The 24,382-nt window shown below is 60.2% G+C and carries 25 protein-coding genes; 16 read left to right on the forward strand and 9 right to left on the reverse strand.

What is annotated here, in order from left to right; translation table 11 throughout:
- Window positions 1-17 precede the first annotated feature (17 nt).
- From epd to fba, 5 genes are all read left to right on the forward strand, one after another.
- On the forward strand, window positions 18-1,061 hold the full coding sequence (epd, locus tag D7241_RS13300; protein ID WP_408101903.1) for an erythrose-4-phosphate dehydrogenase: 1,044 nt from the start codon (window positions 18-20) through the stop codon (window positions 1,059-1,061).
- A gap of 46 nt (window positions 1,062-1,107) precedes the next feature.
- On the forward strand, window positions 1,108-2,271 hold the full coding sequence (locus D7241_RS13305; RefSeq protein WP_408101904.1) for a phosphoglycerate kinase: 1,164 nt from the start codon (window positions 1,108-1,110) through the stop codon (window positions 2,269-2,271).
- A gap of 111 nt (window positions 2,272-2,382) precedes the next feature.
- Complete coding sequence (locus D7241_RS13310) at window positions 2,383-2,577, forward strand: hypothetical protein (protein ID WP_408101905.1); 195 nt, start codon at window positions 2,383-2,385, stop codon at window positions 2,575-2,577.
- 27 nt (window positions 2,578-2,604) lie between these two features.
- Window positions 2,605-2,937 (forward strand): MliC family protein, encoded by a 333-nt coding sequence (locus tag D7241_RS13315; RefSeq protein ID WP_408101906.1) that lies wholly within the window; start codon window positions 2,605-2,607, stop codon window positions 2,935-2,937.
- Window positions 2,938-3,120: 183 nt separating this feature from the next.
- On the forward strand, window positions 3,121-4,185 hold the full coding sequence (fba, locus tag D7241_RS13320; protein WP_255977772.1) for a class II fructose-bisphosphate aldolase: 1,065 nt from the start codon (window positions 3,121-3,123) through the stop codon (window positions 4,183-4,185).
- 102 nt (window positions 4,186-4,287) lie between these two features.
- Here the strand turns inward: fba and D7241_RS13325 are convergent, their stop codons facing one another.
- Window positions 4,288-4,665, reverse strand: a complete 378-nt coding sequence (locus D7241_RS13325; protein ID WP_255977770.1) for a response regulator — start codon at window positions 4,663-4,665, stop codon at window positions 4,288-4,290.
- A gap of 217 nt (window positions 4,666-4,882) precedes the next feature.
- Between D7241_RS13325 and D7241_RS13330 the strand changes: the two genes are divergently transcribed.
- The 5 genes from D7241_RS13330 to D7241_RS13350 all read left to right on the forward strand — a co-directional run bounded on the left by D7241_RS13330 (window position 4,883) and on the right by D7241_RS13350 (window position 7,366).
- A complete protein-coding gene (locus D7241_RS13330; protein WP_408101907.1) occupies window positions 4,883-5,503 on the forward strand; it encodes a class I SAM-dependent methyltransferase in 621 nt (206 codons plus the stop codon).
- Window positions 5,504-5,706: 203 nt separating this feature from the next.
- Window positions 5,707-5,985 carry a DUF3509 domain-containing protein gene (locus tag D7241_RS13335; RefSeq protein ID WP_408101908.1) on the forward strand — a complete coding sequence of 93 codons (279 nt, stop codon included), beginning with the start codon at window positions 5,707-5,709 and terminating at the stop codon, window positions 5,983-5,985.
- A gap of 130 nt (window positions 5,986-6,115) precedes the next feature.
- The gene (locus D7241_RS13340; RefSeq protein ID WP_408101909.1) at window positions 6,116-6,589 is read left to right on the forward strand and encodes a hemerythrin domain-containing protein; all 474 of its coding nucleotides are present in this window, start codon (window positions 6,116-6,118) and stop codon (window positions 6,587-6,589) included.
- Window positions 6,590-6,749: 160 nt separating this feature from the next.
- Complete coding sequence (locus D7241_RS13345; RefSeq protein ID WP_408101910.1) at window positions 6,750-7,115, forward strand: hypothetical protein; 366 nt, start codon at window positions 6,750-6,752, stop codon at window positions 7,113-7,115.
- Between the two features lie 62 nt (window positions 7,116-7,177).
- Window positions 7,178-7,366 (forward strand): hypothetical protein, encoded by a 189-nt coding sequence (locus tag D7241_RS13350; protein WP_408101911.1) that lies wholly within the window; start codon window positions 7,178-7,180, stop codon window positions 7,364-7,366.
- A gap of 33 nt (window positions 7,367-7,399) precedes the next feature.
- Here the strand turns inward: D7241_RS13350 and D7241_RS13355 are convergent, their stop codons facing one another.
- Complete coding sequence (locus D7241_RS13355) at window positions 7,400-8,581, reverse strand: NAD(P)/FAD-dependent oxidoreductase (RefSeq protein WP_408101912.1); 1,182 nt, start codon at window positions 8,579-8,581, stop codon at window positions 7,400-7,402.
- A 198-nt stretch (window positions 8,582-8,779) separates the two neighbouring features.
- On the opposite strand from D7241_RS13355, the gene D7241_RS13360 reads away from it, so the two are divergent.
- On the forward strand, window positions 8,780-9,502 hold the full coding sequence (locus D7241_RS13360; RefSeq protein ID WP_408101913.1) for a substrate-binding periplasmic protein: 723 nt from the start codon (window positions 8,780-8,782) through the stop codon (window positions 9,500-9,502).
- Here the strand turns inward: D7241_RS13360 and yccS are convergent.
- Complete coding sequence (yccS, locus tag D7241_RS13365) at window positions 9,493-11,676, reverse strand: YccS family putative transporter (RefSeq protein WP_408101914.1); 2,184 nt, start codon at window positions 11,674-11,676, stop codon at window positions 9,493-9,495. The genes D7241_RS13360 and yccS overlap by 10 nt on opposite strands.
- Before the next feature lie 189 nt (window positions 11,677-11,865).
- On the opposite strand from yccS, the gene D7241_RS13370 reads away from it, so the two are divergent.
- Window positions 11,866-13,338 carry a PhoX family protein gene (locus tag D7241_RS13370; protein WP_408101915.1) on the forward strand — a complete coding sequence of 491 codons (1,473 nt, stop codon included), beginning with the start codon at window positions 11,866-11,868 and terminating at the stop codon, window positions 13,336-13,338.
- Window positions 13,339-13,469: 131 nt separating this feature from the next.
- Here D7241_RS13370 and dbpA read toward each other — a convergent pair whose 3' ends face one another.
- On the reverse strand, window positions 13,470-14,849 hold the full coding sequence (dbpA, locus tag D7241_RS13375; RefSeq protein WP_408101916.1) for an ATP-dependent RNA helicase DbpA: 1,380 nt from the start codon (window positions 14,847-14,849) through the stop codon (window positions 13,470-13,472).
- A gap of 146 nt (window positions 14,850-14,995) precedes the next feature.
- On the opposite strand from dbpA, the gene D7241_RS13380 reads away from it, so the two are divergent.
- From D7241_RS13380 to D7241_RS13395, 4 genes are all read left to right on the forward strand, one after another.
- Window positions 14,996-15,511 (forward strand): ATP-dependent zinc protease, encoded by a 516-nt coding sequence (locus D7241_RS13380; RefSeq protein WP_408101917.1) that lies wholly within the window; start codon window positions 14,996-14,998, stop codon window positions 15,509-15,511.
- 773 nt (window positions 15,512-16,284) lie between these two features.
- Window positions 16,285-16,548, forward strand: a complete 264-nt coding sequence (locus tag D7241_RS13385) for a DUF4212 domain-containing protein (RefSeq protein WP_255977746.1) — start codon at window positions 16,285-16,287, stop codon at window positions 16,546-16,548.
- Between the two features lie 4 nt (window positions 16,549-16,552).
- Complete coding sequence (locus D7241_RS13390; protein ID WP_408101918.1) at window positions 16,553-18,322, forward strand: sodium:solute symporter family protein; 1,770 nt, start codon at window positions 16,553-16,555, stop codon at window positions 18,320-18,322.
- Window positions 18,323-18,418: 96 nt separating this feature from the next.
- On the forward strand, window positions 18,419-18,940 hold the full coding sequence (locus tag D7241_RS13395) for a hypothetical protein (protein ID WP_408101919.1): 522 nt from the start codon (window positions 18,419-18,421) through the stop codon (window positions 18,938-18,940).
- 40 nt (window positions 18,941-18,980) lie between these two features.
- Here D7241_RS13395 and D7241_RS13400 read toward each other — a convergent pair whose 3' ends face one another.
- The 5 genes from D7241_RS13400 to D7241_RS13420 form a co-directional block, all read right to left on the reverse strand.
- Complete coding sequence (locus tag D7241_RS13400; protein ID WP_408101920.1) at window positions 18,981-19,193, reverse strand: hypothetical protein; 213 nt, start codon at window positions 19,191-19,193, stop codon at window positions 18,981-18,983.
- The gene (locus D7241_RS13405; RefSeq protein ID WP_408101921.1) at window positions 19,190-20,311 is read right to left on the reverse strand and encodes a PepSY-associated TM helix domain-containing protein; all 1,122 of its coding nucleotides are present in this window, start codon (window positions 20,309-20,311) and stop codon (window positions 19,190-19,192) included. The genes D7241_RS13400 and D7241_RS13405 overlap by 4 nt, the downstream gene beginning before the upstream one ends.
- Window positions 20,311-22,737 (reverse strand): TonB-dependent siderophore receptor, encoded by a 2,427-nt coding sequence (locus D7241_RS13410; protein WP_408101922.1) that lies wholly within the window; start codon window positions 22,735-22,737, stop codon window positions 20,311-20,313. Before D7241_RS13410 ends, D7241_RS13405 begins: the two co-directional genes overlap by 1 nt.
- A 136-nt stretch (window positions 22,738-22,873) precedes the next feature.
- Window positions 22,874-23,860: a FecR domain-containing protein gene (locus tag D7241_RS13415; RefSeq protein ID WP_408101923.1), complete on the reverse strand. Its 987-nt coding sequence runs from the start codon at window positions 23,858-23,860 to the stop codon at window positions 22,874-22,876.
- A complete protein-coding gene (locus D7241_RS13420) occupies window positions 23,857-24,375 on the reverse strand; it encodes an RNA polymerase sigma factor (RefSeq protein WP_408101924.1) in 519 nt (172 codons plus the stop codon). The genes D7241_RS13415 and D7241_RS13420 overlap by 4 nt, the downstream gene beginning before the upstream one ends.
- Window positions 24,376-24,382 lie beyond the last annotated feature (7 nt).

A 24,382-nucleotide genomic window follows, 5' to 3' on the forward strand; every position in this document is an offset into this window, starting at 1 on the left:
GAGACAGCGGAAGCTTTATGTCCAATCGACCCTATCGCATCGCCCTTAATGGATACGGCCGTATCGGCCGCTGCGTATTGCGCGCCTTTTACGAGCGTAACGCGGCCTTTAACTTCGAAATCGTTGCCCTCAACGATTTGGCCGACATGGCCAGCCTCGAATACCTCACCCGCTTCGACTCTACTCATGGCCGTTTCCCTGGCGAGGTCAGGGTCGAGGGCGATTGTCTGCACCTCAACGGTCATTGCGTGAAGGTGCTGCGCGAATCGACACCGGAGGGCATCGACTGGCGCGCGCTGGGGGTGGACCTGGTGCTGGAGTGTTCCGGCGTCTACAACACCCGTGCCGGTGGTCAGCGCTTCATCGACGCCGGCGCGCCGCGGGTACTGTTCTCGCAGCCGATGTCCGGCGCTGCGGACGTCGATGCGACCGTGGTGATGGGTATCAACCACGACCAGCTAAGCGGTGCCGAGCAGCTGGTTTCCAACGCTTCCTGCACCACCAACTGCGGTGTGCCATTGCTCAAGCTGCTCAATGACGCGGTTGGCCTCGACTACGTATCCATCACCACCATTCACTCGGCGATGAACGATCAGCCTGTGATCGACGCCTACCACCACGACGATCTGCGCCGCACGCGCTCGGCCTTCCAGTCGGTAATTCCGGTGTCGACCGGCCTGGCGCGCGGCATCGAGCGGCTGCTGCCGGAACTCTCGGGACGGATTCAGGCCAAAGCGGTGCGGGTGCCTACGGTGAACGTGTCTTGCCTGGATATCACGCTGCAGACATCCCGCGATACCGATGCGCAGACAATCAACCGGATACTGCGTGAAGCCGCTGAAGGCGGGCCTCTGAAGGGCTTGCTCGCGTATACCGAGCTGCCCCATGCCAGCTGCGATTTCAACCACGATCCGCATTCAGCGATCGTCGATGGCAGCCTTACGCGAGTTTCCGGGCCGCGGCTGGTGAATCTGCTGGCTTGGTTCGATAACGAATGGGGCTTCGCCAACCGCATGCTCGACGTGGCCGAACACTATCTGCGAGTTGCCCACCACGCTTAGCCGGACGCACCAACGAATCGCCGTTCTTGAACTTAAGGAAGATCACATGACCGTTTTGAAGATGACCGACCTCGACCTCCAGGGTAAGCGCGTGCTGATCCGTGAGGATCTCAACGTGCCGGTAAAGGATGGCGCGGTGAAAAGCGATGCACGCATCCTGGCCTCCTTGCCGACCATCAAACTGGCGCTGGAGAAGGGCGCCGCGGTATTGGTCTGCTCGCACCTGGGCCGTCCGGAAGAGGGCGTCTACAGCGAGGAAGACAGCCTCAAGCCGGTCGCCGATTACCTGAGCAAGGCGCTCGATCGCGACGTGCCGCTGGTCAAGGATTACCTCGAAGGCGTGCCGGTGCAGGCTGGTGAGCTGGTGCTGCTGGAGAATGTGCGCTTCAACAAGGGCGAAAAGAAGAACTCCGACGAACTGGCGCAGAAATATGCCGCGCTGTGCGACGTCTTCGTTATGGACGCCTTCGGCACCGCGCACCGCGCCCAGGGCTCGACCCACGGCGTCGCCAAATTCGCCAAAGTCGCCTGTGCCGGCCCTTTGTTGGCTGCCGAACTCGATGCACTGGGCAAAGCTCTGAAGAGCCCGGCCAAGCCGATGGCGGCCATTGTCGCCGGCTCCAAGGTGTCGACCAAGCTGGACGTACTGAACAGCCTGAGCCAGGTTTGCGATCAGTTGATCGTCGGTGGCGGCATCGCCAACACCTTCCTCGCCGCTGCCGGTTTCCCGGTCGGCAAGTCGCTGTATGAAGCTGATCTGGTCGATACCGCCAAGGCCATCGCCGCCAAGGTCAGTGTGCCTCTGCCGGTTGACGTGGTGGTCGCCAAGGCCTTTGCCGAGGACGCCGAGGCCACGGTAAAAGCGGTTGCCGATGTGTCCGACGATGACATGATTCTCGACATCGGCCCGCAGACGGCCGCCAATTTCGCCGAACTGCTGAAGTCGTCGAAGACCATCCTCTGGAACGGTCCGGTCGGCGTGTTCGAATTCGATCAGTTCGGCAACGGCACCAAGGTGCTGGCAAAGGCGATCGCAGATAGCCCCGCGTTCTCGATTGCCGGTGGTGGCGACACCTTGGCGGCTATCGACAAGTATGGTGTGGGCGAGCAGATCTCCTACATTTCTACCGGTGGTGGCGCCTTCCTCGAGTTCGTCGAGGGAAAGGTGCTTCCAGCGGTAGAAGTGCTTGAGCAGCGCGCGGCGCAGTAATCGTCTGCACCGGAAGGGCTCGTTCTTCTTGCGCAACAAGCACAACGGCTAAGGCAACCCCTGGGGTTTGGTGCTGTCTCTGTTCTGTCCAATAAGGAATGGAGACTCACCATGCGATATGCCGCTATAGCTGTTTGCTGTCTTGGGCTGGCCGGTTGTGCCGGGGGCGCACCGGACTCGCTCTGCGAAGTGATCGATCCGCCGCCAGCCGCAAGCCCTACCGCGCAGAATGACCAGCGCATTGAAATGCAAAGCACTGGCGACCCAACCGCTGGAACCGCCGCTGACGCTCAGGAATGCCCCTGACCCGATGCAGCCAAGCAAGGAGAAGCGATGAAAGGCCTGTCCATCCTGTTTGCCGCGCTGCTGCTCAGCGGCTGCGGTCATTGGCAATCCGGTCCCGATGCACCCTTTGTACGTTGGAAATGCCAAAGTCAGCAGGACATCGCCTGGCGCTATGCTGATGAAAGTCGCCAGACGGTGGACCTGAAAATCGGCAATAGCGAACAGGTACATACGTTGCGTAAGGAACCTGCCACCCGTGGTGCTTTCTATAGCGACGGCGTTGTGGCTTTTCACAACAAGGGTAGCGGGGCGCTGGTCTTCCGGGTGGCCGACGATAAGTTGCTGGCCCATGGCTGCAGCGCTTCGTTGATCACCATTTAATGACTCGGCGGTCCATGCCTGCGGATCGGTACTTGGCGAATTTGCAGCGTTTTTGCCAGAGCTGATGGCTTTTGGCCCGTCCGCCTCTACAATGCCGCGCCATATCGCGCGGTGCTTGAACACCGCCAGCCCCTGCGGCAGGCTTTACACGATTAACCGACCCTAACCGGGAGTAAGGAAAACATGGCACTCATCAGCATGCGCCAGATGCTCGACCACGCCGCCGAATTCGGCTACGGCGTGCCGGCCTTCAACGTGAACAACCTCGAGCAGATGCGAGCCATCATGGAAGCGGCCGACAAGACCGACTCCCCGGTGATCGTCCAGGCTTCGGCCGGCGCTCGTAAATATGCCGGCGCGCCGTTCCTGCGCCATCTGATCCTCGCTGCGGTGGAAGAATTCCCGCACATTCCGGTGGTCATGCATCAGGATCACGGCACCAGCCCGGACATCTGCCAGCGCTCGATCCAGCTGGGCTTCAGCTCGGTGATGATGGACGGCTCGCTTAAGGAAGACGGCAAGACGCCGTCCGATTACGAATACAACGTTCGTGTCACGCAACAGACCGTTGCCTTCGCCCACGCCTGTGGCGTGTCGGTGGAGGGCGAGCTGGGTTGCCTGGGCAGCCTGGAAACCGGTATGGCCGGTGAAGAAGACGGCGTCGGCGCCGAAGGCACGCTGGATCACAGTCAGCTACTGACCGATCCTGAAGAGGCAGCCGACTTCGTCGCCAAGACCAAGGTCGACGCGCTGGCGATCGCTATCGGCACCAGCCACGGTGCCTACAAATTCACCAAGCCGCCAACCGGCGACACCTTGTCGATCCAGCGCATCAAGGAAATCCATAAGCGCATTCCCGACACCCATCTGGTGATGCACGGCTCTTCCTCGGTCCCGCAGGAGTGGCTGAAAATCATCAACGAGTACGGTGGTGACATCAAGGAAACCTACGGTGTGCCGGTCGAGGAAATTGTCGAGGGCATCAAGTACGGCGTGCGCAAGGTCAACATAGACACGGACCTGCGCCTGGCGTCCACCGGTGCGATTCGCGAGTTCATGGCGAAGAACCCTAGCGAGTTCGACCCGCGCAAGTACTTGGCCAAGACCGTAACCGCCATGCGCGACATCTGCATTGCACGTTACGAAGCCTTCGGCACTGCCGGCAATGCCTCGAAGATCAAGCCGATCTCGCTGGAGGCTATGTTCGAACGCTATGCGCGCGGCGAGTTGGACCCCAAGGTCAACTGATCCCCACCCTGAACAACGAGCCCGCCCTGTGCGGGCTCGTTGCGTTATTGGGGGTTAGTTGGGATTAGAAACTTCCGGTCTTGCTGTGATTCATAGCGAGACTCAGGCCAGCAGCTGCTGAATCTGGCAGCGTAGGGTATCCAGTGAAAAAGGTTTGGCGAGGATCGGGGCGGAGCGAGCAATGGCGCTTCCGGACTCTTGGATCTCGATCGGGTATCCGCTGATGAAGATAACTTTCAGCTCTGGCCGCAACCTCAGCGCCGGCTCGGCGATCATCACCCCGGAAACGCCACCGGGCAATCTGAAGTCGGTCACCAGCAAATCGAGCTGCGGCTTGGTCGCCAATATTTCAAAAGCCTGAGCGGAACCCGACGCTTCCAGAACTTTATAGCCTTCGCCGGCCAGATAGTCAGATAAGAGGCAGAGAATATGGGGCTCGTCCTCAACGAGCAGAACGACTTTGGCAGGTGCTTGGCTCATCGGAGCGATTCTCGATGTTTTTTGTGAACGTATTGCGTCGGTCCGGCAATACTTGGCTCAGGGACAGCACTTGGAGCGTTGTGGCGCTTTGCAAGTTCAGGGAAGCGCGGCCATCCGTCAATCGCTTATTGGTATTAGCTGTCTTAGCGGCTCGCACCCGTGTTGGCAATTGTGTCCAGTCCGGCTAGGCTCGGGCTGTTAAATCCGGGAGCCAACCATGCCTGACGAAAACGCCCGCGCCATCGCCGACCTGACCCTGGACGACTACCGCAACAATGCCGAGGCGTTCCGCGACGGCACTCGCGATCATGATGTCAGCCAGAATATCGATGCATTGCTGCGGCACATTCGCGGCGAGCCTCCATTCCGGGTTCTCGATCTGGGCTGTGGTCCCGGGCGCGATCTCAAGGCGTTCACCGCGCGCGGCCATATCGCCGTTGGACTGGATGGTGCAGAGCCTTTCGTGCGCATGGCGAGCGCCGAGACCGGCTGCGAGGTGCTGCATCAGGACTTTCTGCAGTTGGATCTGCCAGCCGAAGCGTTCGACGGTATCTTCGCCAACGCAGTGCTGTTCCATCTTCCCAGTCGTGAAATCGCTGCGGTGCTGCTGAAGCTGCATGCCGCGCTTCGCCCCGATGGCGTGCTGTTCAGCTCCAATCCGCGTGGCAATAACCAGGAAGGCTGGAGCGGTGCACGCTACGGCACCTGGTACGACTGGCCGACTTGGTGCGGTTTGCTGCAGTCGGTCGGATTCGCTGAGCTCGAACATTATTACCGGCCGACAGGTTTGCCCCGCGAGCAGCAACCCTGGCTCGCCAGTGTCTGGCGAAAGACGTGAGCTGCGGGACAACAGTAGGCAGCGGTTGTTCGTCAGGCAGAGCAGAATGCAAGCCGAAAGCGGCACCGTCATGCGTTTTGCATGTGTACAAAACGCTATTATGTGACGCAAATCACTGTTTTTTATGATTTTAATTTGTTGCTTCGGTTGGCATGAAGGGTGCTCTACCCCTAAGTGCTGGAACATAACCGGAGTACACAATAATGATCGTTGCTGAAAAAGTTCTCGCTGCCGCGTTTCCTGAGTTTGAAGTAGTCACCACTGCTCGTCCGGATGGCGGGCTTCTGTTGACCCTGCGCAATGATGATCGGGACATCATCAAGCGTGCCCTATCCAAAGGACAAACCCAGACCAACGTTCAGCTGGAATGGGTCATCAGCTCGGTCCGCCGCGACCTGGCCTTAGAGGCTGGAATGTCGCCCGCTATTGCGCGGTTGCAGAGCCAGAGCCGCACCGGACTGCCGACGTATCAGTACGCCTGAGGTGAAGGGCAGGTGTGCTGCTGCAAACCTGTCGACCTCCAGACGCTGCGCGATGGCGCAGACGATCCGACCGGGCCAAAAGAGCCTGGATGCTTCGCAAAACCTGATGAAAAGCCTTGAGGAATCCCGCATGAACGCCATTGACCTGTTGATTGACGATCACGAGAAAGTGAAGGACATACTGGCGCGCCTGACCGAAAGTACCGAGCGCGCCGTCAAAACCCGTACCGAATTGTTGCAGAAGCTGGAAATGGAAGTCTCCATTCATACTCAGCTCGAGGAGCAGATTCTCTATCCTGCCTTCAAGGAAGCAGGCGACAAGGAAGAGGCGAAGATGTACCACGAGGCCAAGGAAGAGCACCGTGCGGTGGATTCCCTCGTGCTGCCCGACCTCAAGGCAACCGATCCTTCGAGCCTGGAGTTTTCCGGACGCGCCAAGGTGTGCAAGGAGCTGCTCGAGCACCACATCGAGGAAGAGGAATCGGAAATGTTTCCCAAGGCACGCGAGCTGTTTGACCAGGCCCGGCTGGAAGAAATGGGTGAGCAGATGGCCGAACTGAGGGATCGCCTGAAGAAAGAATTCAGCACCAGTCGGGCGGCCTGATCGTTTACTCCGGAACCCGCCAAGCACCGCTTGGCGGCTGGAGCGAGTAGCACCATCTACGCGGGGCACTCTCTGTTCCGTACAGGGTCAACTTTACCAGAGGATTTTAGGATCCGAATTTGCCGACGCTACCGTCGGCTTCATTACTGGAGGTTTACCCATGCGTCTTGCTTATCTATCTGCACCGATTCTGGGCCTGCTGCTGGTTGGTTGCGGCGCGGATGAAGATCCAGAGCGCGAGGATGTACCGCCGCCGCCCGCCACCGAGCAGCCTGCAGCGCCAGCACCATCGACCGGTACACCGCCGTCCAACACAGGCACAAGCACAAGCACAGGCACAGGTGCAGGCACAACTGGCACCGGTACTGGGGCAGGCGTGGAAACCGACAGTGGAACCGGCATGGGTACGGGGGCCACCGGAGACATGGACACCGCGCCGGCCGACAACGGTAGCGGCATGGGCACCGAGTCGGGCACGGGCACAGCGCCCAACACAACAGGTTCTGGCACTGGCACGGCGCAGTAAGCGATACCTGACAATCATGGGCGCTCGTTCTGTCTTGCGAGCGCCCGCTGCAGGAGAACAGCATGAAGTCAAAATTCATCACGCTTGCAGTCGCTGCGCCGGTCTCGCTGCTGCTTACCGCGTGTTCGCCTGACGAAGAGCCCTCAGCACTGGATAACACCAGTGAAAATCAGCAGGAATATCAGAACACTGCGACCGATCCGGCAGGGCCTCGCGAGGTTTCGCCACCGTCGAACCTGACCAACGAGTAAACGCCGTGGCCGGTCTTCCGATGGGCGGTCCTATCAGGCGTATTGCGCCGCGGCGTAGCCGGACGCCCAGGCCCACTGGAAATTGAAGCCGCCCAGATGACCGGTGACGTCTAGCACTTCGCCGACAAAGTACAGCCCCGGCGACTTCTGCGACTCCATAGTCTTCGACGACACCTCGCGCGTATCCACGCCTCCCAGAGTCACCTCTGCAGTGCGATAGCCTTCGGTTCCCGCTGGGACCAGCTGCCAGTTGCTTAGCTTCTCCGCCACTTCTTCAAGTTCAGCTGGACTGTATTGTTTCAGCGGTCTGGACTCGAACCAGTGTTCGGCCAGCAGCCCCGCCATCTTGCGAGTGAACAGCTCACCGAGGAGCGTCTTCAGCTCGGTATTGGGCCGTTCGTGTCGTTGCTCATTCAGCCATTCAGCGAGGCTCAGGTGCGGCAACAAATTGATCTCGATGGCATCGCCTGGTTGCCAGTACGAGGACACCTGCAGAATCGCTGGGCCAGAAAGACCGCGATGGGTAAATAGAATATTTTCGCGGAAACTCTGACCGTTGCAGCTGACCAGGCAGTCTTCCACTGACGTTCCGGACAATTCTTCGCACATCCCTTTGAGCTGCGGCTCGGTGATGGTGAAGGGCACCAGGCCGGCACGCGTTGGCAGCACCGCATGGCCGAACTGACGCGCAATCTGATAGCCGAAACCGCTGGCACCGAGCGTTGGGATCGACAGGCCGCCCGTGGCGATCACCAGTGACTGGCAAGTGATTTCGCCAGCGCTGCCATGTAGTCGGTAGCCGTCGTCGGATCTTTCGATTGATTGCACCGGGGTGTTCAGCCGAAGGTCGACGCCGACCTGCTGGCATTCGTCCAGCAGCATGCCGAGGATGTCGCTGGCCTTGTTGTCGCAGAACAGCTGCCCGAGCTTCTTCTCGTGGTACGGCACGCCGTGACGACTGACCATTTCGATGAAATCCCACTGGGTGTAGCGAGCCAGTGCCGATTTGCAGAAATGTGGATTGGCGGAAAGAAAATTTCCGGGTTCGGTGTACAAATTAGTGAAGTTGCAGCGTCCGCCGCCGGACATCAGGATCTTTTTACCAGCCTTGTTGGCATGGTCGAGCAGCAACACCCGGCGACCCCGCGCTGCGGCCGTGAGGGCGCACATCAAACCGGCTGCACCTGCGCCTATCACCACTACATCCGTCCGCACTACAGCTCACCTCGATCTGGAAACGCGGCATGTTACTCCGCCAGCCAAGCCTGCGCAGGGTTGACCGATAGCGGACGATGGAGCGGACGCTTTGACTCGGCCCGTTTTGTGCTTTGCTGACCGCGACGGCGCCTGGCTATGGATTGAACGGGACAGAATCTAGTGAAATGGATACGGCTTTTGCTGCTGACGGCACTAATGATCAGCACCACTACGACCCATGCCGAGGTGTTGCGTCTGGCCGGCAATGTCTGGCCACCTTATACGGATCAGCGCTTGTCCGGTGGTGGGTTGTCAGTAGAACTTGTCCGCACGGCCCTCGGCCGGGCGGGTTATCAAGTGGACTATATCGAGGTGCCATGGGCGCGAGCTGTGCTGGGCCTCAAACGCGGCAACTATGACATGCTCAACGTCTGGCCCAGCACTCATCACACAGTCTACGCCCGCTACACGCGGGCATTCCTGACAAACCGCGTGCGCTGGGTCCAGCGGCACGACAATCGAATTATTTATCGCGGCCTGGAAAGCCTGGTGCCGTATCGGATTGCCCTTCTGCGCGGTTACGCCTTTAGCGAGGCGCTGGAGAACGATGCTCGACTCAACAAGGGGTACGCTGCCAGCTTCGTTCAAGCTGCCCGGATGCTTACCGCGGGGCGAGTCGACCTGACATTGGAAGACGAGCGCACAGTGCAGTTTCATTTCGCCAGAGAGCTCAAGGAAGTGAGCGATGCCTATCGGTTCGTGCCGGGGGAGTTCAGCCTGCTTGACCTATCGCTGGTGGTACGCAATGACCATCCGCAGCAGGCTGCGATCATTGCTGCGTTCGATCGCGAGATCGCCGCGATGGTCGAAGACGGCAGCTATGCCGCAATCTTTCACCGTCACGGGCTACCTGCCCCCGAGGCGCTGCCTCAGCCCTGAAGCGGCACTTGGCGAATGAGGTGGCTGACCATGCTGCGCAGCGGTGCCAACTGACGGCAGATCAAGCCCAGCTGCGTCTGCAGCAAGCGGTGGCTGTCATCCAGGTCTTCGGACGCCTGCTCGAGCTGCTGCGCGAGGGCTTCTTCCTCTTCGCTGTACACCGCGACGGATTGATTGTTCTGCAGCGCCGTCGCCAGTTCGTCGAGGCTGATCGCCAGTTTTTGTGCGGCGGTTTCGAGCATCTCGTCGCGGGCGTCGTGCGGCAGGCTTTCGCGATGCGCGCCCAGGCCCGAGAGGTAGTTGAGCAGGGTGTGAGAAAGAATCAGGAAGCGAAAGCCGGTCTCGGCATCCTTGCGGAAATGTCCCGGCTCCAGAAGCATGTTCGACAAGGTGGTGGAAAGCGCCGCGTCGGCATTGTGGGCGTTGCGTCGGGCCAGCCGGTAAGCCAGGTCGTCGCGTTTGCCGCTCTCGTACTGATGCATGATCTGACGCAGGTAGTCGGCGCTGCGGCTGAGGGTGTTGGCGACCATTTGATTGAGGCGGCGGCCCTGCCAGTCGGGAAGGATCAGAAAAACCGCGGCAGCGGCGATCAGGCTACCCAGCAGGGTATCGACCAAGCGCGGCCATATCAGCCCATATCCGTCACCAACCTGATTGAAACAGAACAGCACCAACAGCGTGATCGCCGCGGTCGCCAAGGTGTAGCGGCTGCTGCGGGTGGCGAAGAACACCACGCCGGCGAACACGGCGAACAACGCCTGCATCTGCTGGCTCGGGAACAGGTCGAACAGCGCCCAGCCCGCTATCAGGCCGAGCGCGGTACCAGTCACTCGCTGCACCAGCTTGATCCGCGTCGCGCCGTAATTCGGCTGGCAGACGAAGACGGTCGTCAGCAGTACCCAATAGCCCTGTTCCGGGTGGATCGCGTGCAGTACGGCATAACCGCAGATCAGCGCCAGACTCATGCGCAGGGCGTGGCGAAACAGCAGCGAGGTCGGCGTCAACTGCAGGCGGATACGGTTTACGGCGTCGCGCAGCGATTGCGGCTGGCGATCCAACAAACTGCTGTCTTGCTCGCCTTCCAGCGCATCGGGGTTGCTGGCACTGGCGAGCTGGCGTTGCATCGTCGACAAATTGCCCGACAAGGCACGCAACGACCGCAACAGGCCGCGCCAGGCGGGGTTGCTTTGCAGGCGCAAGTGGTCGAGCGAGGCTTCCAGGTCCGCCAGCGCCTGGGCATTGGCTTCGCTGTAGCGGAAGGGCTGGCGCAGTTGAATCGCGTTGGCCAGCTCGGCACAGGCCACGCCCTGCAGCCGCAGCAGCCGCCCGCAGCGGAACAGCACGTCGCTGTGGAAGAATGCTTCGGCCAGCGCCTGATAGGGGTAATGCGACGAGCTGACGCGCTCGTGCAAGTCTTGGGCGAGGAAATAGAGCTTGAGGTAGTGGTTGATCTTCACGCCGGGGCGGCCATTGCCGAGGCGGTGCAGCAGCGTTTCCTTGGTGGCGTTCAGTGCGCTGACTACCCGGCCATTCTGTTGCGCCAGCTGTAAACGGCGCTCTTCCACATCGAGCTGGCGCACCGGCTCGAACAGCGCCGCCTTCAACTTGAAATACTGCCCCAGTTCGCGATACAACCGGGCCAAGCTCTGCTGCACGGGCTGGTTCGCGAACAGTGCATTCCACAGGACCGACAACAGCCCGTACCAGGTCGCGCCAGCGAGCAGCAGCAAGGGATCGCGCCAAGGGTGGAGCGCCGCGCCGTCGCGCTGATCGGCGGCAATCATGCTGTAAATGGAGAGGATCAGCGTGGCTTGGGCGATAGCGGCATAGCGTTCACCCAACGCACCGAGCATCACCAGGCCAAACGCGGCGCCGGCCAAGCCGAAAGCGAACAGCAGCGGGTAGGGAAACAGCAGTTGCACCGAGGCGGCTGCGACGCTGAAACACAAAAGGGTGACCAGCAACGCCGAAAGCCGGCCGAGCCAGCTGTCGTCGGTCTCCGCCAGGGCGCTGGCAATCACACCGAGAAACAGCGGGATCGCCATCGAAGGCTGCTCAAGAGACCAGCTCAGGCCCATGCTGCCGGCCAGAGCGATCAACACGCGCAGGCTGTAGCCGAACTTCTCCAGTGCCCAAAGACGGCGCAGGGATTGGCTGATCGATGGTGAACGCATACGGCAGTCGGCCTGGCTGTAAAGGGAGTTGGACGCCTATCTCGCGCGGACGTCACGGCTAGCTCTGCAAAGCTTATACCGACCATCCGTCCCGCATCACCGGAACGCAATCGCTTGGTCATCGTTTCGCCGTATTCGGCTGGCTTGATTCATGTCGCCCCTCCCCACTCCGATAAAAGAGGACACCGCATGAACCGTGAACATGATGCCAGCCGCCGAAACCTGCTAAAGGGCAGCGCCATTGCCGCCGTTGTCGCCACCACGCCGTTACTCGGCACGCTGCAGGCTTTTGCCGCGCGCAACGCACAAGGCCGCGGACTGGCCCGTAGCAGCTACGGCCCGTTGCGCCCGACCAAAGATCTGAGCACGGGCCTGGAGTTGCTCCAGCTACCCGATGGTTTTCAGTACAAGAGCTTTTCCTGGACCGGGGACATGATGGAAAACGGCCAGCCGGTGCCCGGTTCCCATGACGGTATGGGCGTAATCGAGGTGCGCCGGGGGCAGCATGGCCCGGAAATCGTGCTGGTGCGCAACCATGAAGCCGGCACTGGTGCGCTGATCGAGGCCAACGGTATTTACGATGGCGTCACGCTCGCCAACGGCCAGCGTCTGGCAGGCGGTACCACCAACCTGTACTTTTCACGTGGTATCGAACATGAGGTACGCACAGTGCCGAGTCTGGGTGGCACCCGAACCAACTGCGCCGGCGGCGTGACGCCGTGGGGTACCTGGTTGTCCTGTGAGGAAACCACGGCCGATAACAGCAGTGCCGGCGGTCGCCCGCATGGCTACGTCTTCGAAGTGACCGCCGATCCGGCGTTGACGACTGGCCAACCAATCGTCCAGATGGGCCGCTTCGCCCATGAGGCGGTGGCGGTGGATCCGCGCAATAGCTACGTGTACCTGACTGAGGACGCACGCAACCAGGCCGGCTACTACCGTTACATTCCCACCGACGCGAGCCAGCAGCCCGGCTCACTTGCGGCTGGCGGAATTCTGCAGGCAGCGCGGGTGCGCAATAGCGCTCAGGCCGATCTGCTCGCGCCGAAACAGGGCGACAGCTATCAACTCGAGTGGGTCGAAGTACCTAATCCAAATCTCGAGCCGCAGCCCGAAGGCAGCGGCCCCTTTGCCCAGGCGCGGCGAGCCGGTGGGCTGAGCATGAGCCGCGGCGAGGGCATCTGGCACAGCGAAGGAAAGCTGTTCATTGTCGACACCAGTGCCGGTACCGACAGTCAGGGGCGTGCCGGTTATGGCCGCGGCGCGGTATGGATGCACGACCTGACCAACGACCGCCTGACCTGCATCTTCGCTTCCACCGACGCAGAAATCGCCAACAATCCGGACAACATCACCGTTAGCCCTCGAGGCGGCTTACTGCTTTGTGAGGATGGCGGTGGCGCACAGGATGTGTACGGCTTTGGAGAGCGGCTGCTGGGCCTGACTACCACGGGCGAAGCCTACATCTTCGCCAAGAACAACATAGTCTTCGATGACGTTCAGGCTGCCGCTGCCGGTAAGCGGGTTTCCGGCGGCGATTACCGGAACAGGGAATTCTGCGGCGCCTGCTTCGACCCCAGCGGTCATTTTCTTTTTGTGAATGCGCAAACTCCGGGCATCACATTCGCCATCTGGGGCCCTTGGGCGCGCGGGTCGTTGTAACGGGAGCGGCGGAGACGGGACCTGAGAGCGTCCGGCCTGACGTAGGGTGGATGTCGCTTTTTACATCCACCTTGCTTTGGTTCGGTGGATCGGTGAAGCGTGGTCCACCCTACGGTCGTCCAGCTTCCAGCCTATAGCTGCCGTACCTTCAACGATCGTCCCTTGATCTTCCCTGCGTTGAGGCGGTTCAGCGCCGGCTTGGCGACGCTGCGCTCGACGGCGACAAAGGCCTGGAAATCGAAGATTGCGATCTTGCCAACCTGAGTGCCTGGGATGCCAGCATCGCCGGTTAGTGCGCCAAGAATGTCGCCAGGGCGCAACTTGTCCTTGCGGCCAGCACCGATGCACAAGGTGATCATCGGCGGCTGCAGCGGCTCGCCGGGCTGCGCTTTCAGATCGCTCAGCGGTTGCCAGTTGAGCGGCGCCTTCTGGCGGTCTTCGATGGCCCGTGCACGATGGGCTTCGGCAGGGGCGACCAGGCTGATGGCGATGCCCTTCTTGCCGGCGCGTCCAGTACGGCCGACGCGGTGGATGTGAATCTCCGAATCGCGCGCCAGCTCGACGTTGATCACCATGTCCAATGCATCGATATCCAGACCGCGGGCGGCGACGTCGGTGGCGACCAGCACTGACAGGCTGCGGTTGGCGAACATCGCCAGCACTTGATCGCGGTCGCGCTGTTCCAGATCACCATTGAGTGCCATGGCAGAAATGCCCTTGGCGGTGAGCTGATCGACCAGTTCCTGGCATTGCTGTTTGGTGAAGCAGAAGGCGACGCAGGTTTCCGGGCGGAAACTGGCGAGAATGCGCACCACGGCATCCATTCGGTCTTCCGGGTCGATCTCGTAGAAGCGCTGCTCGATCTGCGAGTCGTCATGCAGCGCCTCGGCCTTCACCTGCTGCGGGTCGCGCATGAACGTGGCCGAGAGCTGCTTGATGCTGCTGGGGTAAGTGGCTGAGAAAAGCAGGGTCTGACGCTTGCTCGGGGTCTGCCCAATGATTTCGGCGATGGCATCGTAAAAGCCCATGTCGAGCATGCGGTCCGCTTCGTCGAGTACAAGCGTGTTGAGCCCGTCGAGTTTCAGTGTGCCTTTTTTCAGGTGCTCCTGAATGCGCCCGGGCGTGCCAACGATGACGTGCGCGCCGTGTTCCAGCGAGCCGATTTGCGGGCCGATGGAGACGCCGCCGCACAGCGTGAGGATCTTGATGTTGTCGGCCGAGCGCGCCAGCCGGCGCAGCTCCTTGGCGACCTGATCGGCCAGTTCCCGGGTTGGACACAGCACTAGTGCCTGGCAGCCGAAATAGCGCGGATTGAGCGGTTCGAGCAATGCGATACCGAACGCGGCGGTCTTGCCGCTGCCTGTCTTGGCCTGCGCGATAAGGTCCATGCCCTTGAGCATCACGGGCAGACTCTGGGCCTGAATCGGCGTCATCTCGGTGTAGCCGAGTGCGTCGAGATTGGCCAGCGTCGCGGGGCTGAGGGGCAGGGTAGCGAAGGCTGAACTGGGCACGGTAGTCATCTGCAAGGGGAAGTGGTGCGCAGTCTAACAGGCCCATGCGACGTCGCGTGGCTACTGGCAAAGCGGAACGTTGCGGGTGGAACGGTTGCAGGTGCAGGCGGGTCCCAAGTAGGTCAATGGACATCTTGGAGGCTGTTTTGTCCCGTTTGTTGTTGCTGTTGAGCGCGTTATCACTTCCCGCCATCGCCGCAGAGCCAACGCTCTTCGGCCGCTATGAACAGATCAAGATCGAAGACCTCGGCAAGACCCTCAAAGCCAAAATGGACACCGGTGCCATGACTGCGTCGCTGTCGGCTCGAGACATCGAATATTTCGAGCGTGACGGCGAGGACTGGGTACGGTTCCGCCTGGCTGTGGAGGGGGCTGGCGATACGTTTTATGAGCGTCCCTTAGCGCGCATTGCTGAGATCAAGACCCGCGCAGAAGAAGCCGCGAACTCCGATAACGATGCCGAGCGCGGCCCCGGTGTCGCCGAGCGCCCAGTAGTCGAAATGCAGTTGTGCATCGGTGATCAGTTGCGCGAAACGGAAGTGAACCTTACCGATCGCAGTCATTTCAGTTATCCGCTGTTGATCGGTGCCACGGCTATCAGCGATCTCGAAGCGGCCATCGATCCCGCGCAGAAGTACACGGCAGGTCGTCCGACCTGCTGAGGCAGCTGTCAGGCTGCTAACAGGCGACTGGCGATCGGTAGATTTATAACGCTGGCGTGTGGCTCGCTCGAGCGATGCCTGGGAAGGGCTGATCGGCCGTAATTTCAAGCGGCCGTGTCCTTGACGTCGCTCAGGCACATCCGCTGCCCTATCACTACTTCAGCGTTTCGTTTGCTTCCTATCCTATGCGTGGGCCTGTACGTGAAGAGAACCGAAGTAATACAACGCATCGGCTCGCATGAAGAAAGTTTGTGCGGCTGATATGCATGCCGCCCGTGTAGATAAAACACTATGTCTTAACGAGATTTAATCGCCGTGCGGGTTTAAATACCAAATGTGCTGCCGGTTATTTTTCTTGTGTTGCTTGTGAAAGCGTTAAGAAGCGACTCGTTATTGGATGAAAGCAAGTAATTGATCGATAGCGGAATAAAAGATGTTGATCTCGGTTTTGCTGTGTCTGGCGGGTTGGTTGAACCGAACGGTCATACGGTTCGCGTGAGTCTGGTGTGGTTCTTTGCTTTTGAAGGAGCATCGTGAGGGCTCATCCCCCGTCATGTGCGCCCCGCCCGCTGCAAGTATGCGCTGCCTGTGCCGTAGTTCACGAAATATGAATGGGGCCTTCCTCCCGTCCGTAGGAAATAGAGAAACGGCGTCTCAGCCGGGCAATTCAGCCCCCGTCAGACTAAAGTCGGGGCTTACTTTTCAGCACGCTTCCTTGTTAAATTCACGATGTGGTTCCCCTTTCTCGTAATAAAAATAAGACGGAGAACGTCATGGCCGACGCCGATAAAGAAAATGCTGCTGCGTACTGGAAGGCGAACGTTCGCCTCATAACATGGAGCCTGGTGGTCTGGGCTCTCGTCTCATATGGCTTCGCCATATTCTTGCGTCCCATGCTTTCCGGCATACCGGTGGGGGGGGCGGATCTGGGCTTCTGGTTCGGTACTCAGGGATCCATTCTTACGTTCCTTGCGATCATCTTCTTCTACGCGTGGAGGATGAACAAGCTGGACAAAGAATTTGGTGTGGAGGAATAACAACATGAGTCAATTCTGGATAAACATGTTGTTCGTGGGTGCATCCTTCGCACTGTACTTCGGTATTGCATACTGGGCTCGAGCTGGATCGACCAAGGAGTTCTACGTCGCCGGTGGTGGCGTTCATCCCGTGACCAACGGTATGGCGACTGCGGCAGACTGGATGTCTGCGGCATCCTTCATTTCCATGGCCGGTATCATTGCGTCCGGTGGTTATGCCACTTCTGCGTACCTGATGGGCTGGACGGGCGGCTACGTGCTGCTGGCTATGCTGCTCGCGCCGTACTTGCGCAAATTCGGCAAGTTCACCGTGCCGGATTTCATCGGTGATCGTTTTTATAGCCGGGGCGCGCGTCTGGTTGCAGTTATCTGCCTGATTCTCATCTGTGTGACATATGTGATCGGTCAGATGTCCGGTGCCGGTGTGGCGTTTTCTCGCTTCCTCGAAGTGAGCAATAGCGCTGGTATCTGGATTGCGGCGGGGGTCGTGTTCGTCTATGCGGTATTTGGTGGCATGAAGGGCATCACCTACACCCAGGTGGCTCAGTACATCGTACTGATCATTGCCTACACCATCCCTGCCGTGTTCATCGCCATGCAACTGACTGGCAATCCGATTCCCAGTTTGGGCATGTTCGGTACTCACGTAGAGTCCGGCCTTCCTTTGCTGGACAAGCTAGACAGTGTCGTGCGTGATTTGGGCTTCCAAGACTTTACCGCTGAAGTCGACAATAAATGGAACATGGCTCTGTTTACCCTGTCGCTGATGATCGGTACTGCTGGTCTGCCTCACGTCATCATTCGCTTCTTCACTGTGCCGAAAGTGGCGGATGCTCGCTGGTCCGCAGGCTGGACTCTGATCTTCATCGCGCTGTTGTACCTAACTGCTCCGGCCGTTGGCTCCATGGCGCGCCTGAACCTCCTCGACACCATTTATCCAGAGGGCCCACAGGCCGAAGCGATTCGGTTTGACGAGCGTCCAGACTGGATGAAGACCTGGGAAGAGACTGGCCTGATCACTTGGGAAGACAAGAACAGTGATGGGCGTATCCAGCTATACAACGATGCCAATGCCAGCTTCGCCCCCACTGCGCAAGAGCGTGGCTGGAGTGGTAGCGAGTTGGTCGTCAACAACGACATCATCGTTCTGGCAAACCCGGAAATCGCCAATCTGCCAGGTTGGGTCATCGGTCTGATCGCTGCGGGTGGTATTGCCGCTGCGCTTTCGACTGCGGCAGGCCTGTTGCTAGCGATCTCCGCCGCGATCAGTCATGACTTGATCAAGAACATCATCAATCCGAAGATCAGTGAGAAGAACGAGATGCTCGCTGCCCGTCTTTCCATGACGGGTGCGATTCTCCTGGCAACCTGGCTGGGGCTGAATCCTCCGGGCTTCGCCGCACAGGTAGTGGCGCTAGCGTTCGGTATTGCCGCAGCTTCGCTGTTCCCGGCGCTGATGATGGGTATCTTCTCCAAGCGTGTGAACAGCAAGGGCGCGGTCGCAGGTATGGTTGTGGGTCTGGTTACCACCCTGGTCTACATCTTCCTGTATCTGGGCTGGTTCTTCATCCCGGGCACGGCGTCCTTCGCCAATACGCCTGACAACTGGTTGTTCGGCATCTCTCCGCTGGCCTTCGGTGCAGTGGGTGCGGTGATCAACTTCGCAGTAGCTTATGCTGTATCCCTGTCAACTGAAGCGCCTCCGCAGGCAATTCAGGATCTGGTCGAAAGCGTTCGTACCCCGAAGGGTGCTGGCGCTGCGCTTGATCACTAATGACAATGCAACCTGACGTCAGACTTGGTCTGACACGAGGTTGAGGTAGGAGTCGGGCTTCCATTTGGAAGCCCGATTTTTTTGAGGAAGCTGTATATGATCTGGCATTTAATCGCTGCAATTGCTGCCGCCCTGGCGGGTGCGGGGATTGCCCTGGTGTTGCGCAATCTGACTCGCAATCGGCTACCGAAATGGATTATTCCGGCATTCGCCGGCTTGGGCATGCTCGCCTATACCATTCATTACGAGTACACCTGGTTCGAGACCAAGGAAGCGCGCTTGCCTGAAGGGGCGGTGATCGTTTCGAGTGAAGAAGGCCACATGTTATGGCGGCCCTGGACCATGTTGTTTCCCATGCCGCTTGTTTATACGGTACTTGATAATGCCAATGCGCAAATCGAGGAAACGTCCAAGGGGCGAATCGCCCGTTTCTCCCTATATCGCTTTGAAAAACGCCACCTGATGTCCACGGTGATAAGCGCGCCTTATCAGTTGCTCTGCGACGAAAAGGTGATGTTCAGGTTGAACGAGGCAGGTCAGGCGAAGTTTGAAACCATGACCGAACTGGAGACGGACGCGCCGCTTTACCGGGCCGTTTGCTTATCCGACCGCTCGTAACTCGCTCCAGTGCAGTGATGCGCCTCCATGGCGGGTCACGTCACAGTTGCTGATGCTGGCTGATCCCTTCGCTGCCTACCCGACTTCTTCGGCCGGGCAGCAAAGGCCACAGGCCTAGTGCCGCCTGAGCGCCCAATCCGAGCCAAGCGAGCACATCCCACCAGCCGTCGCCGAGCAGCGCGGCGAACAATCCGATCACACCCAGCAGGGCAATCAGGCCAGGCAGCATGAAGGTCGATTGCCGCCAGCTCATGCCGTCACCTCGCGTGCCGATGTTGCGCCGCGACGTCGAACCCACCATAGATACAGTCCGCTACCGAGCACGACGATGGTCAGCACATCCAGTGCCGCCCAGAGAATCTGCATTGGTCGGCCGCCGTAGTCGCCGAAATGCAACGGTGAAGACAGCGACAAAGCGTCCATATACCAAGGTCGTCCACCGATGGCGGTCACCTCAAGGGTGCTGGCGTCGACCAGTACCGGTGTCCACAGGTGCGACGTTAGGTGACTGCTGCCTTTCATGAAGATTGAATAGTGGTGCTCGCTGGAAAACCGCGTCCCGGGAAAAGCGATGAAGTCAGGCTGCATGCCGGGAGTAGCGTTTGTCGCGATCTGTACCAAATTGCTAGCCGGGGCGGCGTCGACCAGGGGCGGGGCGTTCCGATAAGGCTCGACCAGAGCGGCAAGTGATTCGGTGCGCCATGCCTCGATCAGCAGATCGGCGCAGGCGCTGATGACGCCCGTGATGCCTACCATCAGCGCCCAGCTGAGCGTAACGACGCCAATCAGATTGTGCAGATCGAGCCAGCGCGTTCGGCTGGAGCGTTCATGGCGCACCTTGGCAAACTCGAGACGCCGCATGAACGGCGAATAAAGCACCACGCCGGATACGATCGCGACGACAAAAAGAATGCCCATGAACGCCAGCAGCAGCTTGCCAGGAAGCCCGGCGAACATGTCGACGTGCATGCGCAGGAAGAACATCATCAGCCCACCATTGGCCGCCGGCATTTCCACGGCTTCGCCAGTGCGCGCATCGAGCATAAAGGTATGAGAAGAATTGGGTTCGGTGCCGGCCGTCGCAGCCATGATGGCGACCACGCCGGACGGCTCGTCCTCTTCCCAGCCGAGGTACTGGACCACCTCGTCCGGTCGATGCCGCTCGGCTGCGCTGACCAGTTGTTGCAGGTCGAGGTGCGGCGTTTCGGCCGGCATCTCGCGCAGCTCCGGCGCCTCGCCGAGCAGATGCTCCAGCTCGTGATGAAAGATCAGCGGCAACCCGGTGATGGCAAGCATCAGCAGGAAGAGCGTGCAGATCAAGCTGGTCCAGGTGTGGACGAAGGACCAGCGGCGGATGGTGGTGGCCTGCATTAGAACTCCAGTTGCGCCGACAGCTCGAGCGTGCGTGGAGCGCCGAGGTAATGGCTACTCAGCCAGTAGTGCTCGTCGGTCAGGTTGCTCAGGTTGGCACGTAGGGTCAGCGCGTGGTCGTCCGCCAGCGCCATGCGGTAACGACCGCCCAGGTCGAAGGTGGTGAACGATGGAATGGTGTTGTCGTTGGCTTCGTCGGTGTATTGCTCGCCGGTATAGAAGGCGCCGCCGGTGAGCGTCAGGCCGGGCACGGCGAAAATCGAATATTCGCCGTATAGCTTGGCCAGGCGTCGCGCGACGTCGGTCGGACGGTTGCCCTCGTTAGCGGCAATGGCCGAGTCCTCGACGACCGGGTCTAACAGGGTGATGCCGCCGACCAGCGTGAGCGCCGGAGTGACGTTGCCAGTCACGCCGAATTCCAAGCCCTTGTTGTTCTGCATGCCGTCCTGGACGAAGACATTAGCAGCATTGGTGAAGGTATTTGGCTTGTCGATTTCGAACAGCGCGACGGTGAACAGGGCACCGCCGAGCTCGGCTTTCGCGCCTATCTCATACTGTTCGCTAATGATCGGCGCCAGCGCCTGGCCAGCGTTGTTCGTGCCGCTCGGCGCCACGCCGCCGGTCTGAAGGCCCTCGATGTAGGTCGCGTAAGTGGTCAGCCATTCGACCGGTTTGTAGACGAGCGAGACGTTGGGCGAGGTTTTTGTCTCGCTGTAATCCTCGATGGTCGGGGCGCTGCCGAACGCCTCGACCCAGACGAAGTTGTCGCTGAATGTCTTGATGCGCGAGTGCGTCACACCGAGGATCGTCGACCACTGCTCATTGAAGGTGATGACATCGCCGATCAGCACGCTGTCGGACTGGGTGCGGCTGGCCAGGTGGAAGTCGCCATCGCCCAGGTCGTAATTCGGCTTGGCGACTTGTGGGCGCTCGCTGAAGGGCACTTCAGGCGTGACCGACACATATTGCGGACCTGGGAAGGGGATGTAGTCGCTGTTGTAGCGAACCCGGGCTGTGTTGCCCTGGTAACCGACGGTCATCTCGTGGCCGATGCCGGCGGTGTCGAAAACCGCATCGAGGAACAGGTTGCCCGAGGTCTCTTCGGTCTCTACCGGGGCGAAGGCATAAAGCGGCTGAACGTACACGCCGGCCGAATTCACGGTTGGCCCCGTATAGGCATATTCGGAGGTGTATTGGCTATAACCCAGTGCGCCGCGCAAGCTGAACACATCGTTCAGGCGCCACTGGAAGCGGCTACCAACGCGGTCGTGGCGGCTGTCGTTGTAGGCCCAGCGCTGGCTGTAAAGCTTGTCGTTCTCCAGGTCGTCGGCGTCGGGCCGGAATGCTTGGTTGTCGAAGTACCAGTAACTGGTCAGGCCGCGCGTCTCGCTCTGCTTGTGCGAGGCGTCGAACTGGATGAGCAGGTCGTCGCTGACGTTCCAATCCAGAGCGACGCTGGCCATGTGGCGGCGCTCGACCTGGCCGTCGATGGCGGTTTCACCATCCTGGGCGAGCAGGTTGACGCGATAGGCGAAGCGACCTTCGCTGTCGATCGGGCCGCCGAAATCACCGTGCAGGTACTGGTTCTCGCCGCCCGGAGTGCCGTAGGTCACGCTGTTGTAGCGCTCGTAGGTCGGGCGCTTGAGCACATAATTGACCAGTCCTCCGGGGCTGGCCGGGCCGTAGAGAAAGCCCGACAGGCCGCTGAGGATTTCCAGCCGCTCCATTTCCTCGATGTAGTTGCCGCCGTCGTAGCCGTTGCTGAAGCGCAGGCCGTCATTGGCAATGCTCAGGTTGCCGACGCCGCTGAAGCCGCGAATGGCCACCGCGCTGGCGTAGCCGGCGCTGGTCGGAGAGGTGAACTGCGTGGTCGGGCTGAGCTTGAAGATGTCGTCGCTGGAGGTGGCCTGGATGTTGTCCATCAGCTCCGAGGAAATCACCGTCACCGAATAGGGTGCATCCTGAAGTTCCATCCCACCCAGCGCGCCGACGTTTCGCACGGCACTGGCGCGATAGCCGCTTTCTTCGCTGCCGTCGGCTAGCGCTTCGCTTGCCGTCACGATGACATCCGGCAGTGCCATTGCGTCGGTTGCCGCTGGCTGCAGACTGTAGCTACCCGAAGCAGTTTGGCGCAGCTCGAGACCGGTGCCCCGCAGCGCTTCCTGCAGCGCGCCCTGGCCATCGAAGCGGCCTTGAACCGGTTCGGCCATACGATCTTGGGTCAACGCAGGGTCGATACTAAGTACCAGCCCAGCTTCTGCTGCAATGCGATTGAGCGTCGAGCTCAGTGGAGCAGCCGGCAGGGAGTATTCGCGAACCCCGCCATCAATTGTCTCGCCACTGGCGGACTGCGCCAGCAGCGGCATGGGCGCGACTGCAATGGCAACGGCAAGAAGGCTAGGACGAAACAGGGCAAACGATGGCATCTGTGAATAGCTCCCGAATAGGAATGTGTCTCAGTTATTCACGAGGCCGAAGCAGGAATGAAAAGTGATAGGGGTACGCAAAATATTTTTCAAATTGGGCGGGACGACAACCGCCGCGAGCGATGAGCGCCGCGGTTCATTTGCTCGGGTTCGCTACCGGCTCGGCTGGAACCACCATTACCCACCAGTCGGTGTGGCGCTCGATTTTTACCGGGAGGCTGGGCGGCAGGGCCGCCAGCGCGCGGTCGGTGTCATGCAGTGGAAAACTGCCGCTGATGCGTAGGGATTCCAGGCTCGGATCCAGGCCGAGATAGCCGTGCCGATACTCGCCTAGCTTCGCCAGCAATTCACCCAGCGGCAGGTCATCAACGACCAACATGCCGCGGCTCCAGGCGTCCGCCGCTATTGGTGCATTCCGATTGTCGCCGAGATGGTCACGGTGCATCAGTACTTGCTCGCCGGCACGCACCGTGCGGCCTGTTTGGAGATTGCTCGGAAGCGCGGCGACCGCCGAGCGAAGCACTATCAGCCGGGTGGCATCGTCCTCGCGGCGGACGATAAAGCGGGTGCCCAGCGCTCGCAGGTCACCCTGGTCGGTTTCCACAATGAACGGCCGTGGGTCGCTTCCCGGAGCCGTTTCCACCAGCACCTCTCCTTGATGCAGGAACAATTTGCGCTGGCGTTCATCGAAGCGCACATCCAGCGCGCTGCGGCTATTCAGCTGAATGTGGCTATTGTCGGCAAGGGTAATGCTGCGTTGTTCCCCTGCGCTCGTGCTCTCGTCTGCCAGCCAGACCGGTAGCGGCCGGACCTGCAATGCCAGACCGATGCCGAAAGTACAGAGCAGGGCAAGCCCGAGAAAGGTGCGTCCGGAAGTGTTTCGGTTTTTGGCGGTGGCGCTGAGCTGCAAGGCACGCCGAGCGCTTGGCGAGTCGATAGCACCCAGTCGCCGGTCGATACCGCCGAGCTGCGCCCAGGCTTTTGCGTGTTCGGGGCTCATGGCTAGCCAGCGTTGCAACTCGCTGAGATGAAGCGAGCTCTCGGTCCCATCACCAAGGCGCAGCTGCCAGGCAATAGCCTCGTTGAGTACCCGTGCCGATACGGGGCGGCGTTCGTCGCTCATGTCGGCTCGCCGTAGGCAGCGATGTAACACTGACGCAGCGCTTGAGCCAGATACTGCCGTACGCGCGGGACCGAGACGCCCAGACGCTGGGCAATCTCAGCGTGGGTCATGCCATCCAGACGGTTGTAGAAGAATGCCGCTCGTGCATTTGCGGACAGTCGGCCCAGTAGCTCGTTCACCTCGCGCAATGCTTCGATGGTCTGCAATTGCTCCTCGGCGCTGGGTTGCGTCCCTTCCGGTTGCAAAGCCAGTTCATCGAGGTAGGCGCGTTCCAGTGCGTTGCGGCGGAAGTGGTCGATCAGCAGTCCGCGCGCGATAGTCGCCAGCAACGCGCGGGGTTCGCGTACACCGTTCAAATCATTGCGTTTGAGCAAACGCAAGAAGGTGTCCTGGCTCAAGTCTTCGGCCCGGTGCGGGCACGCCTGGTAGCGCCGCAGCCAGCTGAGTAGCCAGTCGCGATGATCGCGATACAGCGCGCCTACAAAGAGTGGGTTGGACGACTCACCAGCCGACAAGACGAAC

It is taken from the genome of Stutzerimonas sp. VN223-3, assembly GCF_045999685.1.
GTDB classification, from domain to species: Bacteria; Pseudomonadota; Gammaproteobacteria; order Pseudomonadales; family Pseudomonadaceae; genus Stutzerimonas; species Stutzerimonas stutzeri_AR.

Coding starts and splice junctions, on each gene's coding strand:
- epd (WP_408101903.1), top strand. CDS start 18: ATGTCCAATCGACCCTATCGCATCGCCCTTAATGGATACGGCCGTATC.
- D7241_RS13305 (WP_408101904.1), top strand. CDS start 1,108: ATGACCGTTTTGAAGATGACCGACCTCGACCTCCAGGGTAAGCGCGTG.
- D7241_RS13310 (WP_408101905.1), top strand. CDS start 2,383: ATGCGATATGCCGCTATAGCTGTTTGCTGTCTTGGGCTGGCCGGTTGT.
- D7241_RS13315 (WP_408101906.1), top strand. CDS start 2,605: ATGAAAGGCCTGTCCATCCTGTTTGCCGCGCTGCTGCTCAGCGGCTGC.
- fba (WP_255977772.1), top strand. CDS start 3,121: ATGGCACTCATCAGCATGCGCCAGATGCTCGACCACGCCGCCGAATTC.
- D7241_RS13325 (WP_255977770.1), bottom strand. CDS start 4,665: ATGAGCCAAGCACCTGCCAAAGTCGTTCTGCTCGTTGAGGACGAGCCC.
- D7241_RS13330 (WP_408101907.1), top strand. CDS start 4,883: ATGCCTGACGAAAACGCCCGCGCCATCGCCGACCTGACCCTGGACGAC.
- D7241_RS13335 (WP_408101908.1), top strand. CDS start 5,707: ATGATCGTTGCTGAAAAAGTTCTCGCTGCCGCGTTTCCTGAGTTTGAA.
- D7241_RS13340 (WP_408101909.1), top strand. CDS start 6,116: ATGAACGCCATTGACCTGTTGATTGACGATCACGAGAAAGTGAAGGAC.
- D7241_RS13345 (WP_408101910.1), top strand. CDS start 6,750: ATGCGTCTTGCTTATCTATCTGCACCGATTCTGGGCCTGCTGCTGGTT.
- D7241_RS13350 (WP_408101911.1), top strand. CDS start 7,178: ATGAAGTCAAAATTCATCACGCTTGCAGTCGCTGCGCCGGTCTCGCTG.
- D7241_RS13360 (WP_408101913.1), top strand. CDS start 8,780: ATGATCAGCACCACTACGACCCATGCCGAGGTGTTGCGTCTGGCCGGC.
- yccS (WP_408101914.1), bottom strand. CDS start 11,676: ATGCGTTCACCATCGATCAGCCAATCCCTGCGCCGTCTTTGGGCACTG.
- D7241_RS13370 (WP_408101915.1), top strand. CDS start 11,866: ATGAACCGTGAACATGATGCCAGCCGCCGAAACCTGCTAAAGGGCAGC.
- D7241_RS13385 (WP_255977746.1), top strand. CDS start 16,285: ATGGCCGACGCCGATAAAGAAAATGCTGCTGCGTACTGGAAGGCGAAC.
- D7241_RS13390 (WP_408101918.1), top strand. CDS start 16,553: ATGAGTCAATTCTGGATAAACATGTTGTTCGTGGGTGCATCCTTCGCA.
- D7241_RS13395 (WP_408101919.1), top strand. CDS start 18,419: ATGATCTGGCATTTAATCGCTGCAATTGCTGCCGCCCTGGCGGGTGCG.
- D7241_RS13400 (WP_408101920.1), bottom strand. CDS start 19,193: ATGAGCTGGCGGCAATCGACCTTCATGCTGCCTGGCCTGATTGCCCTG.
- D7241_RS13405 (WP_408101921.1), bottom strand. CDS start 20,311: ATGCAGGCCACCACCATCCGCCGCTGGTCCTTCGTCCACACCTGGACC.
- D7241_RS13410 (WP_408101922.1), bottom strand. CDS start 22,737: ATGCCATCGTTTGCCCTGTTTCGTCCTAGCCTTCTTGCCGTTGCCATT.
- D7241_RS13415 (WP_408101923.1), bottom strand. CDS start 23,860: ATGAGCGACGAACGCCGCCCCGTATCGGCACGGGTACTCAACGAGGCT.